Annotated in this window: 19 protein-coding genes; 10 read left to right on the top strand and 9 right to left on the bottom strand. The window is 67.7% G+C overall.

Annotated features, from left to right (window positions below):
- Positions 1 to 16: 16 nt before the first annotated feature.
- The 3 genes from RR928_RS07625 to RR928_RS07635 are packed head-to-tail and all read right to left on the bottom strand — an operon-like array spanning position 17 to position 3,598.
- A complete protein-coding gene (locus RR928_RS07625) occupies positions 17 to 937 on the bottom strand; it encodes an ABC transporter permease (RefSeq protein WP_332547793.1) in 921 nt (306 codons plus the stop codon).
- Positions 937 to 2,034 carry an ABC transporter permease gene (locus RR928_RS07630; protein WP_332535874.1) on the bottom strand — a complete coding sequence of 366 codons (1,098 nt, stop codon included), beginning with the start codon at positions 2,032 to 2,034 and terminating at the stop codon, positions 937 to 939. Before RR928_RS07630 ends, RR928_RS07625 begins: the two co-directional genes overlap by 1 nt.
- Positions 2,021 to 3,598: an ABC transporter ATP-binding protein gene (locus RR928_RS07635; RefSeq protein ID WP_332535872.1), complete on the bottom strand. Its 1,578-nt coding sequence runs from the start codon at positions 3,596 to 3,598 to the stop codon at positions 2,021 to 2,023. Before RR928_RS07635 ends, RR928_RS07630 begins: the two co-directional genes overlap by 14 nt.
- Before the next feature lie 398 nt (positions 3,599 to 3,996).
- On the opposite strand from RR928_RS07635, the gene xdhA reads away from it, so the two are divergent.
- A complete protein-coding gene (xdhA, locus tag RR928_RS07640; RefSeq protein WP_332547791.1) occupies positions 3,997 to 5,505 on the top strand; it encodes a xanthine dehydrogenase small subunit in 1,509 nt (502 codons plus the stop codon).
- A gap of 65 nt (positions 5,506 to 5,570) precedes the next feature.
- The gene (gene xdhB / locus RR928_RS07645) at positions 5,571 to 7,856 is read left to right on the top strand and encodes a xanthine dehydrogenase molybdopterin binding subunit (RefSeq protein WP_332535910.1); all 2,286 of its coding nucleotides are present in this window, start codon (positions 5,571 to 5,573) and stop codon (positions 7,854 to 7,856) included.
- A 226-nt stretch (positions 7,857 to 8,082) separates the two neighbouring features.
- Here xdhB and RR928_RS07650 read toward each other — a convergent pair whose 3' ends face one another.
- From RR928_RS07650 to RR928_RS07665, 4 genes are all read right to left on the bottom strand, one after another.
- Entirely contained in the window at positions 8,083 to 10,197 is a 2,115-nt protein-coding gene (locus RR928_RS07650) for a diguanylate cyclase domain-containing protein (protein ID WP_332535868.1), read from the bottom strand.
- 130 nt (positions 10,198 to 10,327) lie between these two features.
- Positions 10,328 to 10,960: a Crp/Fnr family transcriptional regulator gene (locus RR928_RS07655; protein WP_332535866.1), complete on the bottom strand. Its 633-nt coding sequence runs from the start codon at positions 10,958 to 10,960 to the stop codon at positions 10,328 to 10,330.
- Positions 10,961 to 11,004: 44 nt separating this feature from the next.
- Positions 11,005 to 12,378 (bottom strand): glycerate kinase type-2 family protein, encoded by a 1,374-nt coding sequence (locus RR928_RS07660; protein WP_332535864.1) that lies wholly within the window; start codon positions 12,376 to 12,378, stop codon positions 11,005 to 11,007.
- 44 nt (positions 12,379 to 12,422) lie between these two features.
- Positions 12,423 to 13,670, bottom strand: coding sequence for a urate hydroxylase PuuD (locus tag RR928_RS07665; RefSeq protein WP_332535862.1), 1,248 nt, complete (start codon positions 13,668 to 13,670; stop codon positions 12,423 to 12,425).
- Positions 13,671 to 14,124: 454 nt separating this feature from the next.
- Here RR928_RS07665 and RR928_RS07670 point away from each other — a divergent pair, with 454 nt between their 5' ends.
- The 5 genes from RR928_RS07670 to RR928_RS07690 all read left to right on the top strand — a co-directional run bounded on the left by RR928_RS07670 (position 14,125) and on the right by RR928_RS07690 (position 18,374).
- Positions 14,125 to 14,937, top strand: a complete 813-nt coding sequence (locus RR928_RS07670; protein ID WP_332535860.1) for an IclR family transcriptional regulator — start codon at positions 14,125 to 14,127, stop codon at positions 14,935 to 14,937.
- A gap of 11 nt (positions 14,938 to 14,948) precedes the next feature.
- Complete coding sequence (gene pepE, locus RR928_RS07675) at positions 14,949 to 15,656, top strand: dipeptidase PepE (protein ID WP_332535858.1); 708 nt, start codon at positions 14,949 to 14,951, stop codon at positions 15,654 to 15,656.
- A gap of 12 nt (positions 15,657 to 15,668) precedes the next feature.
- Positions 15,669 to 16,595: a DUF1177 domain-containing protein gene (locus RR928_RS07680; RefSeq protein ID WP_332682037.1), complete on the top strand. Its 927-nt coding sequence runs from the start codon at positions 15,669 to 15,671 to the stop codon at positions 16,593 to 16,595.
- An 11-nt stretch (positions 16,596 to 16,606) separates the two neighbouring features.
- On the top strand, positions 16,607 to 17,284 hold the full coding sequence (locus RR928_RS07685) for an AroM family protein (RefSeq protein ID WP_332535855.1): 678 nt from the start codon (positions 16,607 to 16,609) through the stop codon (positions 17,282 to 17,284).
- A gap of 118 nt (positions 17,285 to 17,402) precedes the next feature.
- Positions 17,403 to 18,374, top strand: a complete 972-nt coding sequence (locus tag RR928_RS07690) for a Bug family tripartite tricarboxylate transporter substrate binding protein (RefSeq protein ID WP_332535908.1) — start codon at positions 17,403 to 17,405, stop codon at positions 18,372 to 18,374.
- A gap of 22 nt (positions 18,375 to 18,396) precedes the next feature.
- Here RR928_RS07690 and xdhC read toward each other — a convergent pair whose 3' ends face one another.
- Complete coding sequence (gene xdhC / locus RR928_RS07695) at positions 18,397 to 19,227, bottom strand: xanthine dehydrogenase accessory protein XdhC (RefSeq protein WP_332547788.1); 831 nt, start codon at positions 19,225 to 19,227, stop codon at positions 18,397 to 18,399.
- Positions 19,228 to 19,395: 168 nt separating this feature from the next.
- On the opposite strand from xdhC, the gene RR928_RS07700 reads away from it, so the two are divergent.
- Positions 19,396 to 19,848 carry a hypothetical protein gene (locus RR928_RS07700; RefSeq protein WP_442881457.1) on the top strand — a complete coding sequence of 151 codons (453 nt, stop codon included), beginning with the start codon at positions 19,396 to 19,398 and terminating at the stop codon, positions 19,846 to 19,848.
- A 208-nt stretch (positions 19,849 to 20,056) separates the two neighbouring features.
- Here the strand turns inward: RR928_RS07700 and uraH are convergent, their stop codons facing one another.
- Positions 20,057 to 20,407, bottom strand: a complete 351-nt coding sequence (uraH, locus tag RR928_RS07705) for a hydroxyisourate hydrolase (RefSeq protein ID WP_332535850.1) — start codon at positions 20,405 to 20,407, stop codon at positions 20,057 to 20,059.
- A 93-nt stretch (positions 20,408 to 20,500) separates the two neighbouring features.
- On the opposite strand from uraH, the gene RR928_RS07710 reads away from it, so the two are divergent.
- Together RR928_RS07710 and puuE are read left to right on the top strand one after the other, a co-directional pair.
- Entirely contained in the window at positions 20,501 to 21,178 is a 678-nt protein-coding gene (locus tag RR928_RS07710; RefSeq protein WP_332535848.1) for a GntR family transcriptional regulator, read from the top strand.
- 11 nt (positions 21,179 to 21,189) lie between these two features.
- Entirely contained in the window at positions 21,190 to 22,146 is a 957-nt protein-coding gene (gene puuE / locus RR928_RS07715; protein ID WP_332547787.1) for an allantoinase PuuE, read from the top strand.
- Positions 22,147 to 22,150: the final 4 nt, after the last annotated feature.

Genomic DNA, 22,150 nt, shown 5'->3' on the forward strand with positions numbered 1-22,150 from the left:
TATGGAAAGTACCGCTTCAGGAGCCGGGGTAGAACGGCTTGCCCAGCGAGGCCGGCATGTTCGCACGAATCCAGGCCGGATTGCGCGAAATCAGCACCAGCACGACGATGGTCGCGAGGTACGGCAGCATGCTCAGCAGCTGGCTGGCCAGCTGCACGCCCGAAGCCTGAAGATGGAACTGCAGCATGGTCACGCCGCCAAACAGATACGCGCCCAGCAGCACGCGCGCCGGCCGCCAGGTGGCGAAGGTGGTCAGCGCCAGCGCGATCCAGCCGCGCCCGGCCACCATGCCCTCGACCCACAGCGGCGTGTAGACCACGGAGATGAAGGCCCCGGCCAGGCCGCACATCGCGCCGCCGAACATCACCGCCGCCAGGCGTATGCCGCGCACGTTGTAGCCCAGCGCATGCGCCGACTCGGGCGACTCGCCCACGGCGCGCAGCACCAGGCCGGCGCGCGAACGGTAGAGGAACCAGATCATCGCGATCGCCAGCAGCACCACGATGTAGACCAGCGGATGGTGGCGAAACAGCGCGGGGCCCAGCAGCGGAATGTCGGCCAGGCCGGGAATCGCGTACTTGGGCAGCTCGGGCAGCTTGGCCTGCACATAGTTGAGGCCGGCAAACGCCGAGAAGCCGGCGCCGAACAGCGTCAGCGCCAGGCCCGTGGCCTGCTGGTTGGTGTTGAGCCAGATGACCAGCAGACCGAACAGGCCGGCAAGCAGCGCGCCCGCGGCCATGCCCGCGCCAAAGCCCACCCAGGTGTTGCCCGTGTGGACCACGGCCGCGAAACCGGCAATTGCCGCGCACAGCATCATGCCTTCGGCGCCCAGGTTGATGATGCCGGCCTTCTCGTTGATCAGCAGGCCCAGGGCCGCCAGGGCCAGCACGGTGCCGGCGCTCAGCGTGGAGCCGAACAGCAATGCATACGACTCCATTACGCGCCTCCCTTGGCCACGGCGGCGGCTGCCGCGCGCGGCGTGCGCTGCCAGCGCAGGCGGTAGCTCACCAGCGTGTCGCAGGCCAGCAGCGCGAACAGCAGCAGGCCCTGGAACACGCCGGTCAGGGATTTGGGCAGGCCCAGGCGCGACTGCGCGAGCTCACCACCGATATAGAACATGCTCATGAGAATGGCGGAGAAGATCATGCCCACGGGGTGCAGACGCCCGACGAAGGCCACGATGATGGCGGCGAAACCGTAGCCGGCGGGAACATAGGGAGTGAGCTGGCCCATGGGGCCGGCGACTTCGAGCGCACCGGCAAGTCCCGCCGCGCCCCCGGAGATCAGCAGCGCGGTCCAGAGCGCGCGGCGCGAGGAAAAGCCCGCATACAGCGCGGCCGCCGGCGCCAGGCCGCTGACCTGCTGGGCAAAGCCGGCACGCGTGCGCGCCAGGAACGCCCACAGCAGGCCCGCGCCCAGCAGCGCCAGGATCACGCCGATGTTCATGCGCATGCCGTCGATCAGCTTGGGGATCTGCGTCACGCGCTCGAAGGTCTTGCTCTGCGGAAAGTTGTAGCCCTGCGGGTCCTTCCACGGGCCGTAGACCAGATAGCCCAGCACCAGGATGGCGACATAGACCAGCATCAGGCTGACCAGGGTTTCATTGGCGTTGAAGCGGTCGCGCAGGAAGGCGACGATGCCGGCCCAGACCATGCCGCCGAGCACGCCGGCCACGAGAATCGCCGGAACGATCCAGGGCCCGGTGTTCTTGTCGGCCAGCAGCGCCAGCCCGCCCGCGGCAATCGCGCCCATGACGAACTGGCCTTCGGCGCCGATGTTCCAGACATTCGAGCGAAAGCACACGGCCAGGCCCAGCGCCACCAGCAGCAGCGGCGTGGCCTTCATCACCAGTTCGCCCAGCGCATAGCCCGACTTGATCGGTTCCCAGAAGAACGCCTGCAGGCCGCGCACCGGGTCCTTGCCCAGCAGCATGAACAGCGCCACGCCGATCAGCACGGTGATCGCCAGCGCCAGCACCGGCGAGGCATAGGTCCAGACCTTGGAGACCTGGGGGCGGGGTTCAAGCTTGAGCATGTGCACCTCCCGCGGCCGCGCCATGCGCGGGTTCGTCATGCCACAGCCCGCTCATCCATTCGCCTATGCGCTGCACCGTGGCCTGGGCCCGGGGCACGGAAGGCGACAGCTGGCCCTTGGCCACGACATGCAGTCGATCACAGATTTCAAACAATTCGTCCAACTCCTCACTGAGCACCAGCACGGCGCAGCCCGCATCGCGCAGCGCCAGGATTTCGCCGCGGATCTGCGCGGCCGCGCCCACGTCCACGCCCCAGGTCGGCTGCGAGATGATCAGCAGCTTGGGCCTGGCTTCGATCTCGCGGCCGACAATGAATTTCTGCAGGTTGCCGCCCGACAGCGACTTGGCCGCCGAATGCGGGCCGCCGGCCTTGACCTTGAAGCGCTCGATGATGCCGCGCGCCTGGCTGTGCAGCACATCCATGCGCAGCCAGCCGCCGCGGCCCACGGCGTCGTCGCGCGTGAGCAGCAGGTTGTGCGCCAGGCTCATCGACGGCACGGCGCCCCGGCCCAGCCGCTCCTCGGGAACGAAATGCAGGCCCAGCGCGCGGCGCTGGCGCGGCGACATGCGGCCCGCGTCCCGGCCCGAGACCTGGACCATGGCCGGCGCGGCGCGCCGGTCTTCGCCCGACAGGCTGTAGAGCAGCTCCTTCTGGCCGTTGCCCGAGACGCCCGCGATGCCCACGACTTCGCCGGCGCGCACTTCGAAATCGATGCCGGCGAGATCAACGCCGAAATGGTCGGTGCGCGCCAAGGTGAGGCCCTGCACGCGCAGCACGGTGGCGCCGGTGGCGACTTCGCGGTGCGTGAGCGCGGGCGGCTCGGCGCCAATCATCAGCCGCGACAGCGAGGCGTTCGATTCCTCGCCCGGACGGCATACGCCCGTGACCTTGCCGCCGCGCAGCACCGTGCAGCTGTCGCACAGTTCGCGGATTTCATGCAGCTTGTGGCTGATATAGAGAATGCTGCAGCCTTCGGCAGCGAGTTTGCGCAGCACCACGAACAGCTTCTCGACGGCTTGGGGCGTAAGCACCGAGGTGGGCTCGTCGAGAATCAGCACGCGCGGGCGCGTGAGCAGCGCGCGGATGATTTCAACGCGCTGCATTTCACCGACCGACAGGCTGTGCACCGGGCGCTGCGGGTCTATGGACATGCCGTAGAGGCTCGCGGTTTCGTCGATGCGGCGCACCACTTCGGCCAGCGCGATCTGCTTGTCGAGGCCCAGCCAGACGTTTTCCGCCACCGTGAGCGTGTCGAACAGGCTGAAGTGCTGGAACACCATGGCAATGCCCAGCTGGCGCGCTTCCTGCGGATTGCGGATCTGCACCACCTTGCCATCGACCTGCAGCAGGCCTTCGTCGGGCTTGACCGAGCCGTAGATGATCTTCATCAGCGTCGACTTGCCCGCACCGTTTTCGCCCAGCACGGCATGCACTTCGCCGGGCTGCACCGTCAGCGAGACTCCGCTGTTGGCCACGACGGCCGGGTAACGTTTGGTAATGCCCGTCAATTGCAAGCGCGGCGGTGGCATGCCGGGCGCGGAATTTGTTTCAGGGGGATTCATGGGCGCGATTGTCTCTCAATTTTGCAAACACATTCCATAAGATATCCTGCAAGTGCTTGCCTGGCTTAGCCAATAAGCTATTAAAAATATAGCAACAAAGTCACGCTTCGCATTGCACGGCGCACTCCTTCGCCCGCCTCGAAACAGCGTGTCCAGCGGCCGGCATGCAGGGTGCTTGCCGGACAACTGCGCCCGCAACCGTGCGTAAACGCGCAATCGGCCAGTCTGCTGCAAGCAAAACCCGTGCGCATCGGTGCTTTACCGTAGCGTTGGCCCGCGCCTCGGGTGCGGCACCGATGGACGCGGAGCGCGCGGCGCATGAAAATTGCTAGGTAACAGAGCCATGGCACCATGGCCCCACCCCCGATGTTTCCCCGCTGCTTTCTCCACGTCGATCCATGACCCTCTCTGCCTTGCAATTCATACGCCGCGGCCAGACCGTGACACTGCACGCTGTGCCGCCCGAACGCACGCTTCTCGAAGTCCTGCGCGAAGACCTGGGCTGCACCGGCACCAAGGAAGGCTGCGCCGAAGGCGATTGCGGCGCCTGCACGGTGGTGATAGGCGAGGCCGTGGCCTCGGCCGAAGGCGAGCAGCTGCGCTATTCGGCCATCAACAGCTGCATACGCCTGGCGCATTCCGTGCACGGGCTGGCGCTGTGGACCGTGGAGGATCTCACGCGCGACCCGCTGATCGCGCGCGACCCGGCCGCCAGCATCCACCCGGCCCAGGAAGCCATGGTCAGCTGCCACGGCTCGCAATGCGGTTTTTGCACGCCGGGCTTCGTGATGAGCCTGTTCGGCATGTACCAGAACCGCGTGTGCCAGGGCCAGGCCATCACGCGCGAGCAGGCCCAGCATGATCTTTCGGGCAATCTGTGCCGCTGCACCGGTTACCGCCCCATTCTCGACGCCGCCCAGCAGATGGCCGATCTGCCGCGCGCCCGGGTCGACGAGGCCGCGCTGCTCGCTCAGCTGCACCAGCTGGCCGCGCCCGCGCTTGAAGGCGCCGATTACCTTGCGCCGCGCACGCTGGCCGAACTGCTGCAGGCACGCGCCGCACATCCCCAGGCGCAGATCGTGGCCGGCGGCACCGATGTAGGCCTGTGGGTCACCAAGCAGTTCCGCGAGTTCGGCCAGGTGCTCGACGTGACGCGCGTCGCCGAGCTGCGCGAGATAGACGCCAGCGGCGAACAGCTGGTGATAGGCGCGGCGGCAACGCTGACCCAGGCGTTTGCGGCGCTGCAGGCGCTGTGGCCGCAGCTCGATGAATTTGCCGCGCGCTTTGCCGGACTGCCGGTGCGCAACGCGGGCACACTGGGCGGCAACGTCGCCAACGGCTCGCCCATAGGCGACTCGATGCCGCTGCTGATCGCCCTGGGCGCCCAGGTGGTGCTGGCCAGCCTGCGCGGCCAGCGCCGATTGCCGCTCGAAGACTTCTACACCGGCTACCGCAAGAACCAGCTGGCCGCCGACGAAGTGCTGACGCACATCGAAGTGCCCAAGCCGCGTGCCGGCGAACTGCTGCGCGCCTACAAGGTCTCCAAGCGCACCGACGACGACATCTCCGCGGTCTGCCTGGCGATACAGCTCACGCTGCGGGATGGCCAGGTGCAGGCGGCGTCGATTGGCGTGGGCGGCGTCGCGGCCACGCCGGTGCGCGCGCGCGCCACCGAAGCCGTGCTGACCGGCGCCCCTTGGAGCGAGGCCACGCTGGCGCGCGCCGCCGACAGCTTGCGCAATGAGTTCCAGCCGCTGTCCGACATGCGCGCCAGCGGCGAGTACCGCCGTGCGCTGCTCGCGCATCTGCTCGAACGCTACTGGCTTGAAAGCACGGGTTCAGGACCCGTGCTCGCCACCCTCATTCCGCTGGCACAAGCGGCCGCCGTCCAGAAAGCCAAGGCATGAAAGTCCTTCACCCGCTCTCCCCCGAAGTCGCCGCGGCGCTGGCGCCCGCGCGCGCTCTGCCCGCCATGGGCCAGTCGCATTTCCACGAAAGCGCCCGCGCCCAGGTGCTGGGCACGGTGAACTACATCGATGACCTGCCCGAAACCAAAGGCACGCTGTATGCCGCGCCCATCCTGTCGAAAGTCGCCCACGGCCGGCTGCGCGGCGTCGACAGCCGGGCGGCCCAGGCGCTGCGCGGCGTGCGCGGCGTGGTGCTTTCGCCCGACGTGCCCGGCGACAAGCTGCTGGCCGCGTTCGGCCACGACGAGCCGGTGTTTGCCATCGACAGCGTGCAGCATGTGGGCCAGGTCATAGGCCTGGTCATTGCCGACAGCATGCGCCAGGCGCGCCGCGCCGCGCGCCTGGTCGAATGCGATATCGAGGCCCTGCCCGCGGTGCTCGATGTGCACAGCGCGCATGCGCAGCAAAGCTATGTGCTGCCACCGGTGTTCGTGCGCCGCGGCGACGCCCAGGGCGCGCTGATGCGCAGCGAGCACCGGCTCAGCGGCCGGCTCGAAGTCGGCGGCCAGGAGCATTTCTATCTCGAAGGCCAGATTGCCTATGCGCTGCCGCTGGAGCAGGGCCAGTGGCAGATCCTGTCGAGCACCCAGCACCCGGGCGAAGTCCAGCATTGGGTCGCGCACGCGCTGGGCCTCGAGAATCACGCGGTCAAGGTCGAATGCCGGCGCATGGGCGGGGGCTTTGGCGGCAAGGAAACCCAGGCCGGCCACCTGGCGGTCTGGGCCGCCGTGGCCGCGCACAAGTTCGGCTGCCCGGTCAAGCTGCGGCTGGACCGCGACGACGACTTCATGATCACCGGCAAGCGCCACCCGTTTGCCTACGAATACGATGTGGGCTTCGACGACAGCGGCCGCATCACCGGGCTGCAGCTGGAGATGCTGGTCAACTGCGGCTTCTCGGCCGACCTGTCGGGCCCGGTCGCCGACCGCGCGATCTTCCACGCCGACAACGCCTATTTCCTCAGCGACGTGGAGATCGCCTCCTACCGCTGCAAGACCAACACCCAGAGCCACACGGCGTTCCGCGGCTTTGGCGGCCCGCAGGGCGTGATCGTCATCGAGGCCATCATCGGCGACATCGCGCGCCAGCTGGGCCGCGATGCGTTCGACGTGCGCCTGCACAACCTCTACGACGCCGACCCGCAGGGGCCGCGCAGCCTCACGCACTACCAGATGCGCGTCGAAGACAACATCCTGCACGCGCTGCTGCCCACGCTGGCCGAGTCGGCCGACTACCGCGCACGCCAGGCCGAGATCGCGGCCTGGAACGCCGGCCAGCCCATCATCAAGCGCGGCCTGGCGATCACGCCCGTCAAGTTCGGCATCAGCTTCACGGCCACGCTGTTCAACCAGGCGGGCGCGCTGGTCCATGTCTACACCGACGGCAGCGTGCAGGTGAACCATGGCGGCACCGAAATGGGCCAGGGCCTGAACACCAAGGTGGCGCAGATCGTCGCCGACGAACTGGGCGTGCCGTTGGCGCGGGTGCTGGTCACGGCCAGCGACACCAGCAAGATTCCCAACGCCAGCGCCACGGCGGCCTCCAGCGGCACCGATCTGAACGGCCGCGCGGCGCAGTACGCGGCGCGCACCGTGCGCAACAACCTCGCGGCATTCGTCGCCGGCCTGGACCACTGCGGCGCGGGCGCGGTGGATTTCGTCGGCGGCCTGGTGCGCACGCCCAAGAGCGAACGCCGCTGGGAAGATGTGGTCGGCGAAGCCTTTGCCAACCGCATCCAGCTGTGGAGCGACGGCTTCTACCGCACGCCCAAGATCCACTACGACAAGCACACGCTCACGGGTCGGCCGTTCTACTACTTCGCGTATGGCGCGGCCTGCACCGAAGTGGCCGTCGACACGCTGACCGGCGAGAGCCGCGTGCTGCGCGTGGACATCCTGCACGACGTGGGCCACAGCATCAACCCGGCGATCGATGTCGGCCAGATCGAAGGCGGCTTCGTGCAGGGCATGGGCTGGCTCACGACCGAACAGCTGGTCTGGAACGACAAGGGCTTGCTGACCACGCACGCTCCCAGCACCTACAAGATTCCCACGGCCGGCGACATTCCCGCGCATTTCCGCGTCGACCTCTGGCCCGAGGCCAACCGCGAAGACAACGTGGGCGGCAGCAAGGCCGTGGGCGAGCCGCCGTTCATGCTGGCCATCAGCGTCTACGAAGCCCTGCGCAATGCGATCGCGGCGACGCGCAGCGGCGCGCTGGCGCGCCAACCGCTGGCGCTCACGGCGCCGGCGACGGCGGAGAATGTGTTGCGGGCGCTGGGGAGGGTTTAGGGGCGGGCCTGGCGTTGGTCACAGACCTAAGCCAGTGAATAGTGCTTCCAAACCGTTCATGGTGCGCTGGCCTGGCCGGGCGTGTCGAACCCGACCCGTCCTCATGTTTTGAGTGCAGGCCGTTCATCCTTCGGGCTCAGGACGAACGGCGAAAAAGTACTGCGTCCAGGACTGGCCTGCGTGAGCGGCCGCCTCGCCGTAACCTCTCCACGAACGTGCAAAAGGCTCAATCCGGCGCCACGTTCTCCGCCAAGGCCTTTGAATGCTGGTGCACGCGCCCCCGGCCCTGGCGCTTGGCTTCGTAGCAGGCCATGTCGGCCGCGTGCAGCACAGCCGCGATATTGGCCTGGCGCGCGTCAAGCACCACCATGCCTATGCTCACGCCCAGCCAGAAGCGCTGGCCCTGGTATGACGCCTCCCAGGCGCTGGTGGCCTGGCACAGCTGGTCGGCCTGGGCCAGGCCTTCGCGCACGCTGGCGTCGGGCAGCAGCACGGCGAACTCGTCGCCGCCCAGACGCGCGACCATGCCGGGTTGACGCACCATCGTCTCCAGAAGGCGCGCGAAATGGCGCAGCAAGGCATCGCCTGCATCGTGGCCGGCAAGATCGTTGACGCTGGCGAAGTGATCGAGATCGAGAAACAGCAGCACCCCGCCTTCGCCCGGCGCAGGCTGGGCCTGGTCGCGCAGCGGTTTGCGGCGTTCGTCGAGCCAGTGCTGCAGCCACAGCGTCAAGGATTCGCGATTGGGCAGCTGCGTCAACGCATCGTGCTGGGCCAGCCACTGCGGCTGGGTGCGCGCCGCGCGCTGATCGGTCACATCCCTGACCATCCAGACCACGGCCGCCACCGCGCCCGCCTCGCGCCGCAGCGCCGAAGTGACGCGCCGGCCCTGCAGACGCAGCCACACCGGGCTGCCGTTCTTGCGCATCAGGCAGACTTCGCCATCGAACTGGCCGTAGGCGCGCATTTCCCAATGAATGCGTTCCATCAGCCGGCGGTGCTCGGCGTCGCTCGCGCAGAGCTGGCGTATGGGATAGCCCTGGAGTTCCTGCGGCGCGTAGCCCAGCATGTGCGCGGCCTGCGTGCCCAGCAGCTCCACACGGTCGTGGCGCGTGACCACGATGGCCACCGGAGCCTCTTCGAGAATGGTCACGGTCTGCGCCTGAAAGCGCGCCGCACGCCGCGCCAGCGTATCGCGCTGGCGTGACAGCGCGTGCAGCGCGCGCCACAGCACCGCGACTTCGCCCCAGGCATGGGCCAGCGCCGGCATGCGGGCCAGCCGCGGCGCGCCGCCGGGCCCATGGCGCTGCAGCATCTGCGCCGCGCGTGCCGTCAAATCCATCCAGGGCTGGGCCAGCAGCACCATGACAGACGCGGCCAGCAGCGCGATCAGCGCCGCACCGAGCAGCGCCGCGCTGCCCCAGCCTGCAGCCCCCCAGAGCGGCGGCGCGGCCAGCCGTGTGACGCGCACCAGAAACCATTGCGGCAGCGGCATGCCGGCCAGCGTGTAGAGATAGTCGCCCTGGGTCTGGCTGGCGCTGCGTATCTGCACCGGCAGCTGCTGCTGCAGCATGCGCGCGAAAGGCAGGCCCAGACCGGCTTCGTCGCGCACATGGCCCAGCCAGCGCGCGGGGTTCGAGTGGGCCACGATGCCGCCGTCGGGCGCAACCAGCATCAGCCGGCTCGCGGTCCAGCCGTCGGCGGCCGCGGGCGGCAGCAGCGCCTGGGACGACAGGCGCATGCCGCCGGCCATCACGCCCATGACCTCGCCCGCGCTGGTGCGCAGCGGCGCGGTGAACAGCAGCCGCAAGTCATCGTTCTCGGTCTGCAGCACCGTGCCGACCATGGGCTTGCCGCCGGCCAGCGTGCGCCGCAGCAGTTCGCGTTCATTCGCGTCCAGCGAATCGAGCGGAAGATCCTTGCCCGCGCGCATATAGGCCATGAGGCGGCCGTCGGCCAATGCCACGCTCACCGAGTCGAACCAGTCGACCAGCGGCAGCTCCTCGTGCAGCGCCAGGCCCAGCGCCTGGCTGTCCTCCAGGCGCGACAGCGGCATCGCGTCGGCCAGGGTCAGCAGCACTTTCTGCTGCTGCTCGACGCGCGCGGCCAGCAGGCGCGCCACGAGTTCGACTTCGTCGGTCTGCTGGTCGCTGGCGTGGGTGAGTGCCTCCTGGGCCACGCCGCGGTGCACATACCAGGCCGTGCCCGCGCTGGCCAGCAGCACCGCCAGGACCAGCAGCAGCAGCAGGCAGCGCAGCAGCGGTCCCAGTCGTGCACGCGGCAGCAGACGGCCCTCGTCAGAGAGGCCTGCAGCGCGGGAGAGATCGGCATCAAGGGCCATGGGCTTAGGGCGAACCAATGTGCAGCCAATATAAGCAGCCGCTGTGGCCCGCCCTAGGGGTGGAACCCTCATACCTCCACGAAAACATTTGTAACCCGTCGGCCCGCCGACATTCGGCGCCGCGCCGGGCTCAGGGCAGATGGCTGGCGAGCTCGCGCAACGCTTCAGGCCTGGGCAGTTGCAGCAGATTGCCGCGGCCCGCGATCAGACCCTGGTCGCGCAGCCGGCCCAGCGCGCGCGAGAACGTTTCGGGCGCGATGCCCAGTTGCGCAGCAATGTGGCGCTTGCGTTCGCCCAGCACCACCTGCTGGCCGCCTGCGGGCGTTCCCTGCGCGTGCTGCAGCAGCCACTGCGCGCAGCGCCCTTCGGCGTCCTGCAGCAGGCGACTGATCGCCAGATCGGTCTGTTCGCAATAGGCCTGGGCCATGTCGTCAACCAGGCCGCGCAGCAGCGGCGGCAGGTCTTTGAGCCCGGCTTCGAACGTGCGCAGCGGCACGCGGCGCAATTGCACCGCGCCTTCGGCGACCATGTCCAGGCTGCAGCAGCGTCCGCGCAGCACAAAGGCCGCGTCCAGCCAGGCCGGGCCCACGACGCTACCCAGCCGGTGGCGCAATCCGCCCTGCGGCTCGCGGATTCCCAGCGCGACCCGGCCGCTGTCGAGGTACAGCACATCCTCGCAGCGCATGGCGCGCGCACGCAGCAACGCGCCGGCGCTGCGCCGTTCAGCCGGAGAGAAAACGTCGATGCGGGACAGGGGCAACATTGCGCCACTGTGCCGCAGCGCGCCGGCGCGCGACTTGCGCCAGGTCAAGAATCGTCTGCGTCGGCACCGAGAATCAGCAGCGCGCGGAAATCGTTGACATTGGTGAACGTGGGTCCCGTGACAACGAGATCATCGAGGCCGTTGAAATAGGTCCAGGCATCATTGCGGTCGAGATGGTCCTGCACCGACAGGCCCAGTGCGCGCGCCCGCGCCAGCGTATCGGGCGTCACGCGCGCACCGGCATTGTTCTCCACGCCGTCGATGCCGTCGGTGTCGGCGGCCAGCGCCCAGACGCCGGCCTGGCCCTGCAGCGCCTGGGCCAGGCCCAGGCAGAACTCGCCGGCCCGCCCGCCCCGGCCCTTGGCCGCACCGGGCGCGCGCGCGCGCACCGTGACCGTGGTCTCGCCGCCGCTGAGCAGCACGCAGGGTGTCTTGAACGGCTGGAAAACCTGGCCCGGGCGCGCCGCGGCACGCGCCAGCGCCGCATGCACGCGGCCGACTTCGCGCGACTCGCCTTCGATTTCATCGCTCAGCACCCAGGCATCGATGCCGGCCGCGCGCGCCTGGGCCGCAGCGGCTTCGAGCGCCTGCTGGGGCGCGGAAATCACGGCCAAGGTGTGGCCGGCGAAACAGGCGTCGCCGGGCTTGGGGGTCTCGAGCGTGCCATCCCGCAGCGCCGCGCGCACGCTGTCAGGCAAGGCAATTCCCAGCCGGTCGATGATGGCCAGCGCCTGGGCGCAGCTGCCGGCATCGGCCACGGTGGGACCGCTGGCGATGGTTGCGGGATCGTCGCCGGGCACATCGCTGATGGTCAGCGTGACCACGCGCGCCGGCGCGCAGGCCGCGGCCAGGCGCCCGCCCTTGATGCGCGACAGATGCTTGCGCACGCAGTTCATCTCGGCGATGTCGGCGCCGCTTTCGAGCAACTGGCGGTTGATGCGCTGCTTGTCTTCGAGCGTCAGGCCTTCGGCCGGCAGCGTCAGCAGCGACGAGCCGCCGCCCGAGATCAGGCACAGCACCAGATCATCTGCCGTCAGGCCCTGGACCAGCGCCAGGATGCGCTGCGCGGCGCGCATGCCGGCCGCGTCGGGCACGGGATGCGAAGCTTCGACGACTTCTATGCGTTCGGCCAGGCCCGCGGGGCGCACGGGGATATGGTCATAGCGCGTCACGACCAGGCCGCTCAAGGGCGCGTCGGCGGGCCACAGCGCCTCGACCGCCTGGGCCATGGAGGCCCCGGCCTTGCCAGCACCAATCACCACCGTGCGGCCGCGCGGCGGCGCGGGCAGGTGTTCGGCGATCGCATGCAGCGGCAGCGCGCTGCGCACCGCGGTGGCGAAAAGGGCGTTCAGGAATTCGCGCGGCTGCCGGTGTGGATCGGGCAGCGCGCTTGTCTCGCAAAGAGTTTTTGTGGTCATGGCCCCGGATTGTGCATGGCATGCAGGTCCGAGACCAGAGGCGTTCATCGAACGGGTGCGCCGCCTTCGTACCAGCGCTTGACCAGGTCGCGCTCCGCGTCGCTGAGCGCGCCCGGATTGCCAAACGGCATCTTGCGCAGCACCACGACCTGCTGGTAGATCTGGTTCGCATGCAGCTTGACTTCGTCGGGCGCGTCGAGCTTGACGTTCTTCTGCGCCAGCGTCGCGGAGCTGTGGCAGACCACGCAATGCTGGGTGAACAGCGGCGCCATGGCTTCATAGCCGGGAACACCGGCTGCCGCCGCCACCGGCGCTGCGGCCGGCGCAGTGGAGGCCGCAGCAACCGCCGCGGCCGCCTTGGGAACGGGCTTGAGCCAGACGGCGGTTGCCACCAGCACCAGCACGCCGGCCAGCGCATAGGGCCAGGGGTGGGCGTTGCGGCCCAGCTTGAAGCCGTGGCGCATGACGAAGAACTGGCGAATGGCTGCGCCCGCGAACATCATCAGTATCAGCACCAGCCAGTTCTGCGCATGGCTGTGCAGCCAGCCGTAGTGGTTGGACAGCATGGCGAACAGCACCGGCAGCGTGAAGTAGGTGTTGTGCACGCTGCGCTGCTTGCCGCGCTTGCCGTGAATCGGATCGACCGGCCGGCCTTCCTTGAGATCCTTGACCACGGTGCGCTGGCCGGGAATGATCCAGAAGAACACGTTGGCGCTCATCGAGGTCGCGAGCATCGCGCCCATCAGCAGGAAGGCCGCCTGGCCCGGGAAGATCTGGCACGCAAGCCAGGCCGCGAAGCAGACCAGCACCAGCACCAGCGCGCCGACGATGGCGTCGCCGCGCTCGCGCTGGCCGAAGATGCGGCAGATGCCGTCGTACAGCAGCCAGAACACCACCAGGAAAGCGAGCGCCGCGGCAATTGCCGCGTGCGGATGCAGCGCGTGCGGATTGGACGGATCGACCAGGTAGATATTCGCGTTCCACAGGTACGACACCGTGAGCAGCGCGAAGCCGCTGAGCCAGGTCGTGTAGCTTTCCCAGTAGAACCAATGCAGATGGTCGGGCAGCTTGGGCGGCGACACCGCGAACTTCACCGGATGGTAGAAGCCGCCGCCGTGCACGGCCCAGAGTTCGCCGCTCACGCCCTGTTTCTTGAGGTCTTCGTCCTGCGGCGGCGTGAGGCTGCTGTCGAGAAACACGAAGTAGAACGAGGACCCGACCCAGGCAATTGCAGTAATGACGTGCAACCACCGGAGCAGCAGATTGGCCCAATCGAGAATGTAGCTTTCCATAGCCTCAACCCTGGCAGCGTGGGGCTGCCGTGAAGATCCACCTGCCCACCACTGCGGGCGCTCTGGGCAGGAGAAGATCGCGCACCTGCAATGGTTGAACCACCGCTACGGCACCGCTGCGACCAGTCTGTACTGGCGGCAAGTGTATACAAAAAGTCACGAAATCTGGACCAAAAAGTGGCTGCACTGCATGCGCGCAACGCGCACTGCCTCGGTGCGCGGCAATTCACAGGCTTGGTGCAGCATTTCTCCAGGGTTTACACCAGGACTTAAATCTGACAGCAAGCGCTCACATAAAACATGATATTTCACCAATCAATAGTCAATCCCTACTAACTCCTGCGTTGACGATTGATGCAATTGCCATGCAGGCGACCACCGTTATCCATGCGCATCCCGTATCATGAACGTAAATACCGAACATGGTTCCAAAAAACCGAACAGAGACTTCGACATGAGCATTCTGGAAAACGTACAGCGCCTGCTGACGGTGTATGCCCAAGGCGTCGCCGACCTGAGTTTCAGCGAGGTGGCCGAGCAATTGGACCTGCCCAAGAGCTCGGCTTCGCATCTTCTGCACCAGATGCACCGCTTCGGCCTGCTCGAACAGAACCCGCGCACGCGACGCTACCGCACCAGCACGCTGCTGGCCCAGGCCTCCCAGCCCCAGGGCCAGAACGCCTCCTGGGATGCACTGTGCTGGCAGGTGCTGGAGCATCTGTCCGAGCGCACCGGCCTGACCGCCTATCTGTCCACGCTCAATGGCGCGCAGACCATGGTCATACAGCGGCTTGATGGGCGCTCGCCGGTTCAGGTCGTCTCGCCACCGGGATCGCTGCGCGCGGCCTGCGACACCGCCATGGGCCGGGCCATGCTGTCGCGCCTGACGCAGGAAGAATTCGAGACACTGTATGGCAACGATGCCCAACGCCCCATCGAACCGCCGAGCCAGGCGCGGCTGGCCAATGTGGGCGCGCTGATCGCGGAAGTGGCCGTGGCCACGCGCCAGCACCATGCGGTGCTGGTCGACGCCGCGCTGCCGGGTGTGGGCGCGGTCGCGGCTGCGGTGCGCCACCCGATGAGCGGCGAACTGCGCGGCTTTTGCGTCTCGTTCGTCGCTGGCGTGCACGCGCCCATGGATCTGCCCTCGATCAACCGCTACCGCCAGCTGATGCTCGACGAAGTCGGCACGCTGGGGCGGCGCGTCGGCGACCGCTTCTGGACCGAACCCGCACTGCCCAGCGCGCAGTGGTCTCCCACCCTTTAAGGCCTGCCACCATGCAACTCCTGCTTCTGAGCAACTCCACCAGCCCCCTTGGCTTTCTGACCCACGCGCTGCCGGCAATCACCGAATGGGCCGCAACGGGAAGCGCACGAGCGCGCGTGCTGTTCGTGCCCTATGCCGGCGTGACGCGCACCTGGGACGCCTACGAAACGCTGGTCGCTGATGCGCTGCGCCCCGTGGGCCTCGACGTGCAATCGCTGCACCGCGAAGCCACGCCGCTCGAAGCCATTGCGCGCGCCACGCATATCGTGGTGGGCGGCGGCAATACGTTCGCGCTGGTGCGCCAGTTGCGCCAGACGGGCCAGCTCGCGGCGATTGCCGAGCGCGTGCGCTCGGGCGGCGCGTGCTACCTGGGCTGGAGCGCGGGCGCCAACCTCGCCTGTCCGCGCCTGAGCACCAGCAACGACATGCCGATTGTCGACCCGCTGGGCTTCGACACGCTGGGCCTGGTGCCGTTCCAGATCAACCCGCACTACACCGAAGCCCACCCCGAAGGCCACCGCGGCGAGACCCGCCAGCAGCGGCTGCGCGAGTTCGCGCTGCTCAACCCCGGCGTGCCTGTGCTGGGCCTGCCCGAAGGCACGGGCCTGCGCGTGGACAACGACAACTACACCTTGCTGGGCGATGCGCAGACGCCGGCCCGCTGGTTCACCGCTACCGAGGCCCCGGCAATCCTGCCCATGGGCGCCTGGAAATTCTGAAGTTCTGACGCCATGAAACACGTATCCCATCTCATCGACCTCCTGTCCAGCGCCCATGTGAGCGGCGCCAGCATCGCAGAATTTCTCGGCAGCTTCGGCGTGGGCAGCATCACCGTCACGCCCGTGAGCCAGGACGGGCTGTCGACCGACTTCATCGCGATTGAAGTTCCCGGCAGCAACCCTGCGGCGCCACGCCTGGGCATTGTCGGGCGCCTGGGCGGCGTGGGCGCGCGCCCCAGCGTGACCGGCCTGGTCTCCGACAGCGACGGCGCCGTGGTGGCGCTCGCGGCCGCGGCCCAGCTGATGGAAATGCACAAGCGCGGCGATGTGCTCGAAGGCAGCGTGATCATCCACACGCATATCTGCCCGGCCGCGGGCACGCGGCCGCAGCACCCGGTGCCTATGATGAAGTCGCCGTTCGCGATGCGCGAAATGATGCGCCACGAAGTCAGCCAGCGCATGGATGCGATCCTGGCCGTCGACACCACGCGCGGCAACCGGCTCGTGAACCAGCGCGGCGTGGCACTCACTCCCGTGGCCAAGCAGGGCTATCTGCTGCCGATTCCCGATCTGATGCTCGATCTCATGGGCTGGGTCAGCGGCCAGCTGCCGCTGACGCTGCCGCTGACGACGCAGGACATCACGCCTTACGAAAACGGCCTGCCGCATGTGAACTCCATCATGCAGCCGACGATCGCCACCGACGCCCCCGTGGTCGGCGTGGCGCTGACCGCCCAGACCACGGTGCCGGGCTGCGCCACTGGTGTGACCAATGCCTGGGACACCGATGTCGCGATGCGCTTTTGCGTCGAAGTCGCCAAGATGTTCGGCGCGGGCAAGCTGCCTTTTGTGCATGCCGAACATTGGGCCGAGCTGCAGGCGCGCTACGGCTCGCTGGCCCATCTGCAGACCGTGGGCAACGTGCCCGCGAACGCATAAAGGCAGCCGCCATGGCACGCCGCATCGCATTCTTCACCATCGGCGAATCGCCGCGCTCCGACGTCGTGCCTGAAATGGCGCTGTGCCTGGGCGAGCATGTACGCATAGACGAGTTCGGCGTGCTCGACGGCCTCGACGCCGCGCAGCGCGCCGCGCTCGCGCCCCGGCCCGGCAGCCACCGCTTTGCTTCGCGCCTGCGCGACGGCACGCCGGTAGAGCTGGACCACCACGCGACCGAGGCGCGCCTGGCGGCGCTGATGCAGCAGGCCGACGACCAGGGCTATGACGCGCTGGTGCCGCTGTGCACCGGCACGGTGATCGAGCGCATGCGCAGCCTTGTGGTCGAGCCGCAGCAGGTGGTAGACCACCATGTCGCGGCGCTGTCGGCGCATTGCACCACGCTGGGTCTGATCGTTCCGCTCGCGGCCCAGGTCGCGACTTTTCACCTGGCCCAGCCCGTGGCCTGCGCGGTCAGGACCGTGCATGCTTCGCCCTACGAAAGCGATGCCGGCGTGGCCGCCGCGGCGTTTGACGCCGCCGGCCGCGCGCTGGCCGACTGCGATCTGATCGTCATGCATTGCATGGGCTACGGCCAGGCAATGCGCGCGCGCGTGGCCCAGGCCAGCGGCCGGCCGACGCTGCTGTCGAACCGCATCGTCGCCGATGCGCTGGCGCAGCTGCTGGCCTGAAGTTGATCCGCTCATCCTGAGCCTGTCGAAGGATCGTTCCGAGCCTGCCTCGCCGGCCGCGTCGAAGGTCCGTTTTTTTCACTGTGAGTTTGAGGAGTTTTCCATGTCGATTCGTCCCATGATCCATGCCGGTGTCTGCGCTTTGACCCTGGCCACCACCGCCCTCGGCTCCACCGCGGCCCTCGCGCAGTGGAAACCCGAGCGTCCCGTCAAGCTGCTCGTGGGCTTTGCGCCCGGCGGCTCGGCCGACACGCTGGCGCGCCTGATCGCGGAACCGCTGGGCCGCAAGCTGGGCCAGCCGGTGGTGGTCGAGAACGTCCCGGGCGCGGGCGGCAACATCATGGCCCAGCGCCTGTCCACGGCCCCGGCCGACGGCTACACGCTGGGCATGGGCGCGGCCGGCTCGATGTCGGTGACCTTTCACCTGAACCCCGCGGCCACCAAGTACAAGCCCGAGAGCTTCGCTCCCGTGACGCTGCTCGCGACCCAGCCCAACGTGGTGATCGTCAACAACAACGTGCCCGCGGCCAACATCAGCGAGCTCAAGAGCTACATCCAGAAGAATCCCCAGGCCAGCTACGGCATCGCGGGCATAGGCATCTCCAACCACCTGATTGCCGAGTCCATGCTCAGCCGCCTGGGCGTGAAGATGGAAGCCGTGGCCTACAAGGGTGCGGCGCCCGTGATCACCGACCTGCTGGGCGGCCACATTGCCATGACCGTCGACAACATCACCACCGCCGCGGCGCTGGTCAAGGAAGGCAAGGTCAAGGCCCTGGGCGTGACCACCGCCAAGCGCGCGCCCCAGCTGCCCGAAGTCCCCACGCTGCAGGAGCAGGGCATCAAGAACTTCGACATGCCCACCTGGCAAGGCCTGTTCGCGCCCGCCGGCATGCCTGCCGACGTGATGGGCAGCTATTTCCAGGCCGTGCAGGAAGTGCTCAAGGATCCGGCAACGCGTGAAAAGATGGCCCAGCTCGGCTCCGAGCCGGTGATAGGCGTGTCGTCGGCCGACTTCGTGAAGTACCTGGCAAACGACCGCCAGCACTGGGCGCAGACCATCAAGGCGGCGAACATTCAGCCCCAGTAAGCGCTGTCAGGCAGCGGCAGGCTCAGCCCCGCCGCTGCAGCAGCTGCGCGGCCACGGCCACGGCAATCACTTCGGGCTCCTTGCCCGTGATGCCGGCCAGGCCTATGGGGCATGTGACCTGGTCCATCTCCTGTTCGCTGAAGCCGCGTTGCGCCAGGCGTTTGCGGAACACCGCCCACTTGGTCGCGCTGCCTATCAGCCCGATGAAATCGAGGTCGGCGCGCTCGCGCTGGCGCTGCAGGCAGGCGGCCACCACTTCCAGGTCTTCGGCATGGCTGAAGCTCATGATCAGCACCTGCGAATGCGCGGCAAGATCGGCCACTGCGCCCTCGACCGGCGCGGAATGCTCGCACACCACGGCTGCGCCGCTTTCCTCCACCCACTGCGTCTCGAACACCGCGTCGCGGCTGTCGATCCAATGCAGTTTGCAGGGCAGCGTGCTCAGCAGCCGCACCAGTGCATGGCCCACATGGCCGGCGCCGAACAAGGCCACCTGCAGCGCGGGCGCGAGACGCTGGCCGGCACGCGCGGCCAGCGCCTGCAGTCCGGCCAGCTCGCCCCGGGCCAGCGGCTCGAAGCGCAGCCACACGACGCCGCCGCAGCACTGGCCCAGGCTGGGGCCCAGCGCATAGCGCTGCTCCAGGGCCGTGCCGCCCTGGGCAAGCAATGCTCGCGCCTGCGCCATGGCCTCGAACTCGAGGTGGCCGCCGCCTATGGTGCCTACCAGTTCGTCGGCCAGCACCAGCATCCAGGTGCCGGCTTCGCGCGGCACCGATCCCTGCGATCGCAGCACTTCGACCCAGCAGGCCGGCGCGGCCGCCAGCTTGTCACAGGCGGTTTTTAATGTATTCAAACGAAAATCCTTCCCCACTTTGCCAGCGCAGTGCATGGTTTTGGACGTTGGCGTCCCTGGACCCGCAGGCTTTCAGGATAACCTCGCGGCATGCCAGATAAGCGTTCCCCCTCTTCCCCTGCAGCCGCGGACAGCGGCCGCCCGCGTTCCTGGCTCTGGGCCAGCCTGATGGCCGGTGTCGCCTCGCTGGTTGCCGCCTGCAAGTCGCCACCCGTGCCGCCCGAGCCCGGCCCGGGGCCCGGACCCGCCCAGCAGGGCCAGGCCAGCGTCGCCCCCATGCCTTCGGGCGCGGCCACGCCGCGCGCCTACCGCGCCGATGCGGCCAAGCATCTATACGCCAACAACGCGCAGCGCATCTACAAGGGCCAGCTGCCGCCCATGCTCTATGCGGTCGGCGTGCTCGAAGTCGACATTGACCGCAACGGCCGCGTCCAGCGCCTGAGCTGGATGCGCGCGCCCAAGCACGCGCCCGAGGTCATTGCCGAAATCGAACGCACGGTGCGCAGCGCCGCGCCCTACCCCGTGCCCGCGCGCATGGGCAAGGTGACCTATACCGATACCTGGCTCTGGGACAAGTCGGGGCAGTTCCAGCTCGATACGCTGACCGAAGGCCAGCGCTGAGCGCCTGCTTTTCCGCGCATGAATGGCTGATGGCCGTCTGCCCCTGGCCTGTCGAAGCGCGTCTGCGTTCTCGGCCAGTGCGGCCTGCAGCGCGCGCTTCTCGCAACAGCACAAAAAAATACCGCGGCTTAGACAGGCTCAGCCCGAACGGGTTGTGTGAGCGCGCCTTGAACCACCGTCGCCCTGGCCAAATTCACGGCCTACACAATCACGACCCGCGATAAGTCGAATAGCTCCACGGGCTGACCAGCAGCGGCACGTGGTAGTGCTGATCGACGTGGGCGACGCCGAAGTCCAGGCTCACGCGGTCGAGAAAGCTGGGTTCGGGCAGCGCCACGCCACGCGCCTTGAAATACGCGCCCACGTCGAAAGTCAGGCGGTAGGTGCCGGCCTGCAGGCTGGCGTTGTCGAACAGCGGCGCGTCGGTTCGGCCGTCGCTGTTGAGCACCAGCTGGCGCAGCAGCGTGGCCTGATCGCCTGCGGTGCGATAGAAAGATACGGCCATGCCGGCCGCGGGGCAGCCGTGCATCGTGTCGAGAACGTGGGTACTCAGGCCCATAGGGAATCTCCTGTGTGCAAAAGCCTTGCCGGATGGAGGCCTGTGACACAAAATTGTATACAAATTTTGTTCTACACCCGCTAAGATTGCGCCATGGAATCCACGACCACCCGCACGATCGCCGAGGCCCTGACCCGCGCCATCGTGGAGCACAAGCTGCGCCCCGGAACCAAGCTGGGCGAACAAAAACTCGCAGACCATTTCGGCGTGTCGCGCACGCTGGTGCGCCAGGCGCTGTTCCAGCTCACGCAGAACCGCCTGGTCACGCTGGAGCCGGCGCGCGGCGCCTATGTCTCCACGCCATCCGTGCAGGAAGCGCGCCAGGTGTTTGCCGTGCGCCGCATGCTTGAAACCGAAATGACGCGTGCCTTTGCCGCGGGCGTGACGCCCGCCAAGATCAAGGCGCTGCGCACCCATGTGGCCGCCGAGCAGGCCGCGATGGACCGCTCCGACGTCGGTGAGCGCACCGAACTGCTGGGCGACTTCCACGTGCGCATGGCCGAACTGATGGGCAACGAAGTGCTGGCGCAGATGATTGCCGACCTGACTTCGCGCTGCGCGCTGATCATGCTGATGTACCAGTCGGACTCTGCCGCGGAACACTCGCACGAGGAGCATGCGGAGATCGTCGCGGCGCTGGCCGCCAAGGATGCCGATCTGGCCGTGCGCCTGATGCAGGAACATTTATTGCATGTCGAGGCCGGGCTCACGTTCGACCGCGAGATGCCCGCCAACGACCTGTCCCAGGCCCTGTCCTCACTTTCTGTTTGAAGCTCCCGCGCATGCTGTACGACGCCACCGCCCCCTATCCCCGTGACCTCGTCGGCTACGGCCCCAGGCCGCCCCACGCCCAATGGCCGGGCCAGGCCCGGATTGCCGTGCAGTTCGTGCTCAATTACGAGGAAGGCGGCGAGAATGCCGTGTTGCACGGCGACCCGGCCAGCGAACAGTTCCTGTCCGAAATGTTCAATCCCGCGGCCTATCCCGAGCGCCACATGAGCATGGAAGGCATCTATGAATACGGTTCGCGCGCCGGCGTCTGGCGCCTGCTGCGCGAGTTCGAGAAACGCGGCCTGCCGCTGACGGTGTTCGGCGTCGCGTCGGCGCTGCAGCGCCACCCCGACGTGACCCGGGCGTTTGTCGAGCTGGGCCATGAGATCGCCTGCCATGGCCTCAAGTGGATCCACTACCAGGGCGTTCCCGAGGAAGTGGAGCGCGCCCACATGCGCCAGGCCATGGAGATCTTCCAGCAGCTGCTGGGCGAGCGCAGCGAACACGGCCTGGGCTGGTACACGGGCCGCGACAGCCCCAACACCCACCGGCTGGTCGCCGATTACGGCGGCTTTGCCTACGACAGCGACTACTACGGCGACGACCTGCCGTTCTGGATGAAAGTCGCGAAAAGCGATGGCAGCAGCGCAAACCAGCTGATCGTGCCCTATACGCTCGACTGCAACGACATGCGCTTCGCCCTGCCCCAGGGCTTCTCGCACGCCGACCCGTTCTTCCAGTACCTCAAGGACACCTTTGACGTGCTCTACGCCGAAGGCGACCCCGCGGGCGACAACGCGCCCAAGATGATGAGCATTGGCATGCACTGCCGGCTGCTGGGCAAGCCCGGTCGGATCACCGCGCTGCAGCGCTTTCTCGACCATATCCAGCAGCATGAAGCCGTCTGGGTATGCCGGCGCATAGACATCGCTCGCCACTGGGCGCAGACCCACCCCTGCCAGGATTGAACTC

The organism is Comamonas sp. (assembly GCF_036666375.1).
Taxonomy (GTDB): Bacteria; Pseudomonadota; Gammaproteobacteria; order Burkholderiales; family Burkholderiaceae_C; genus Comamonas.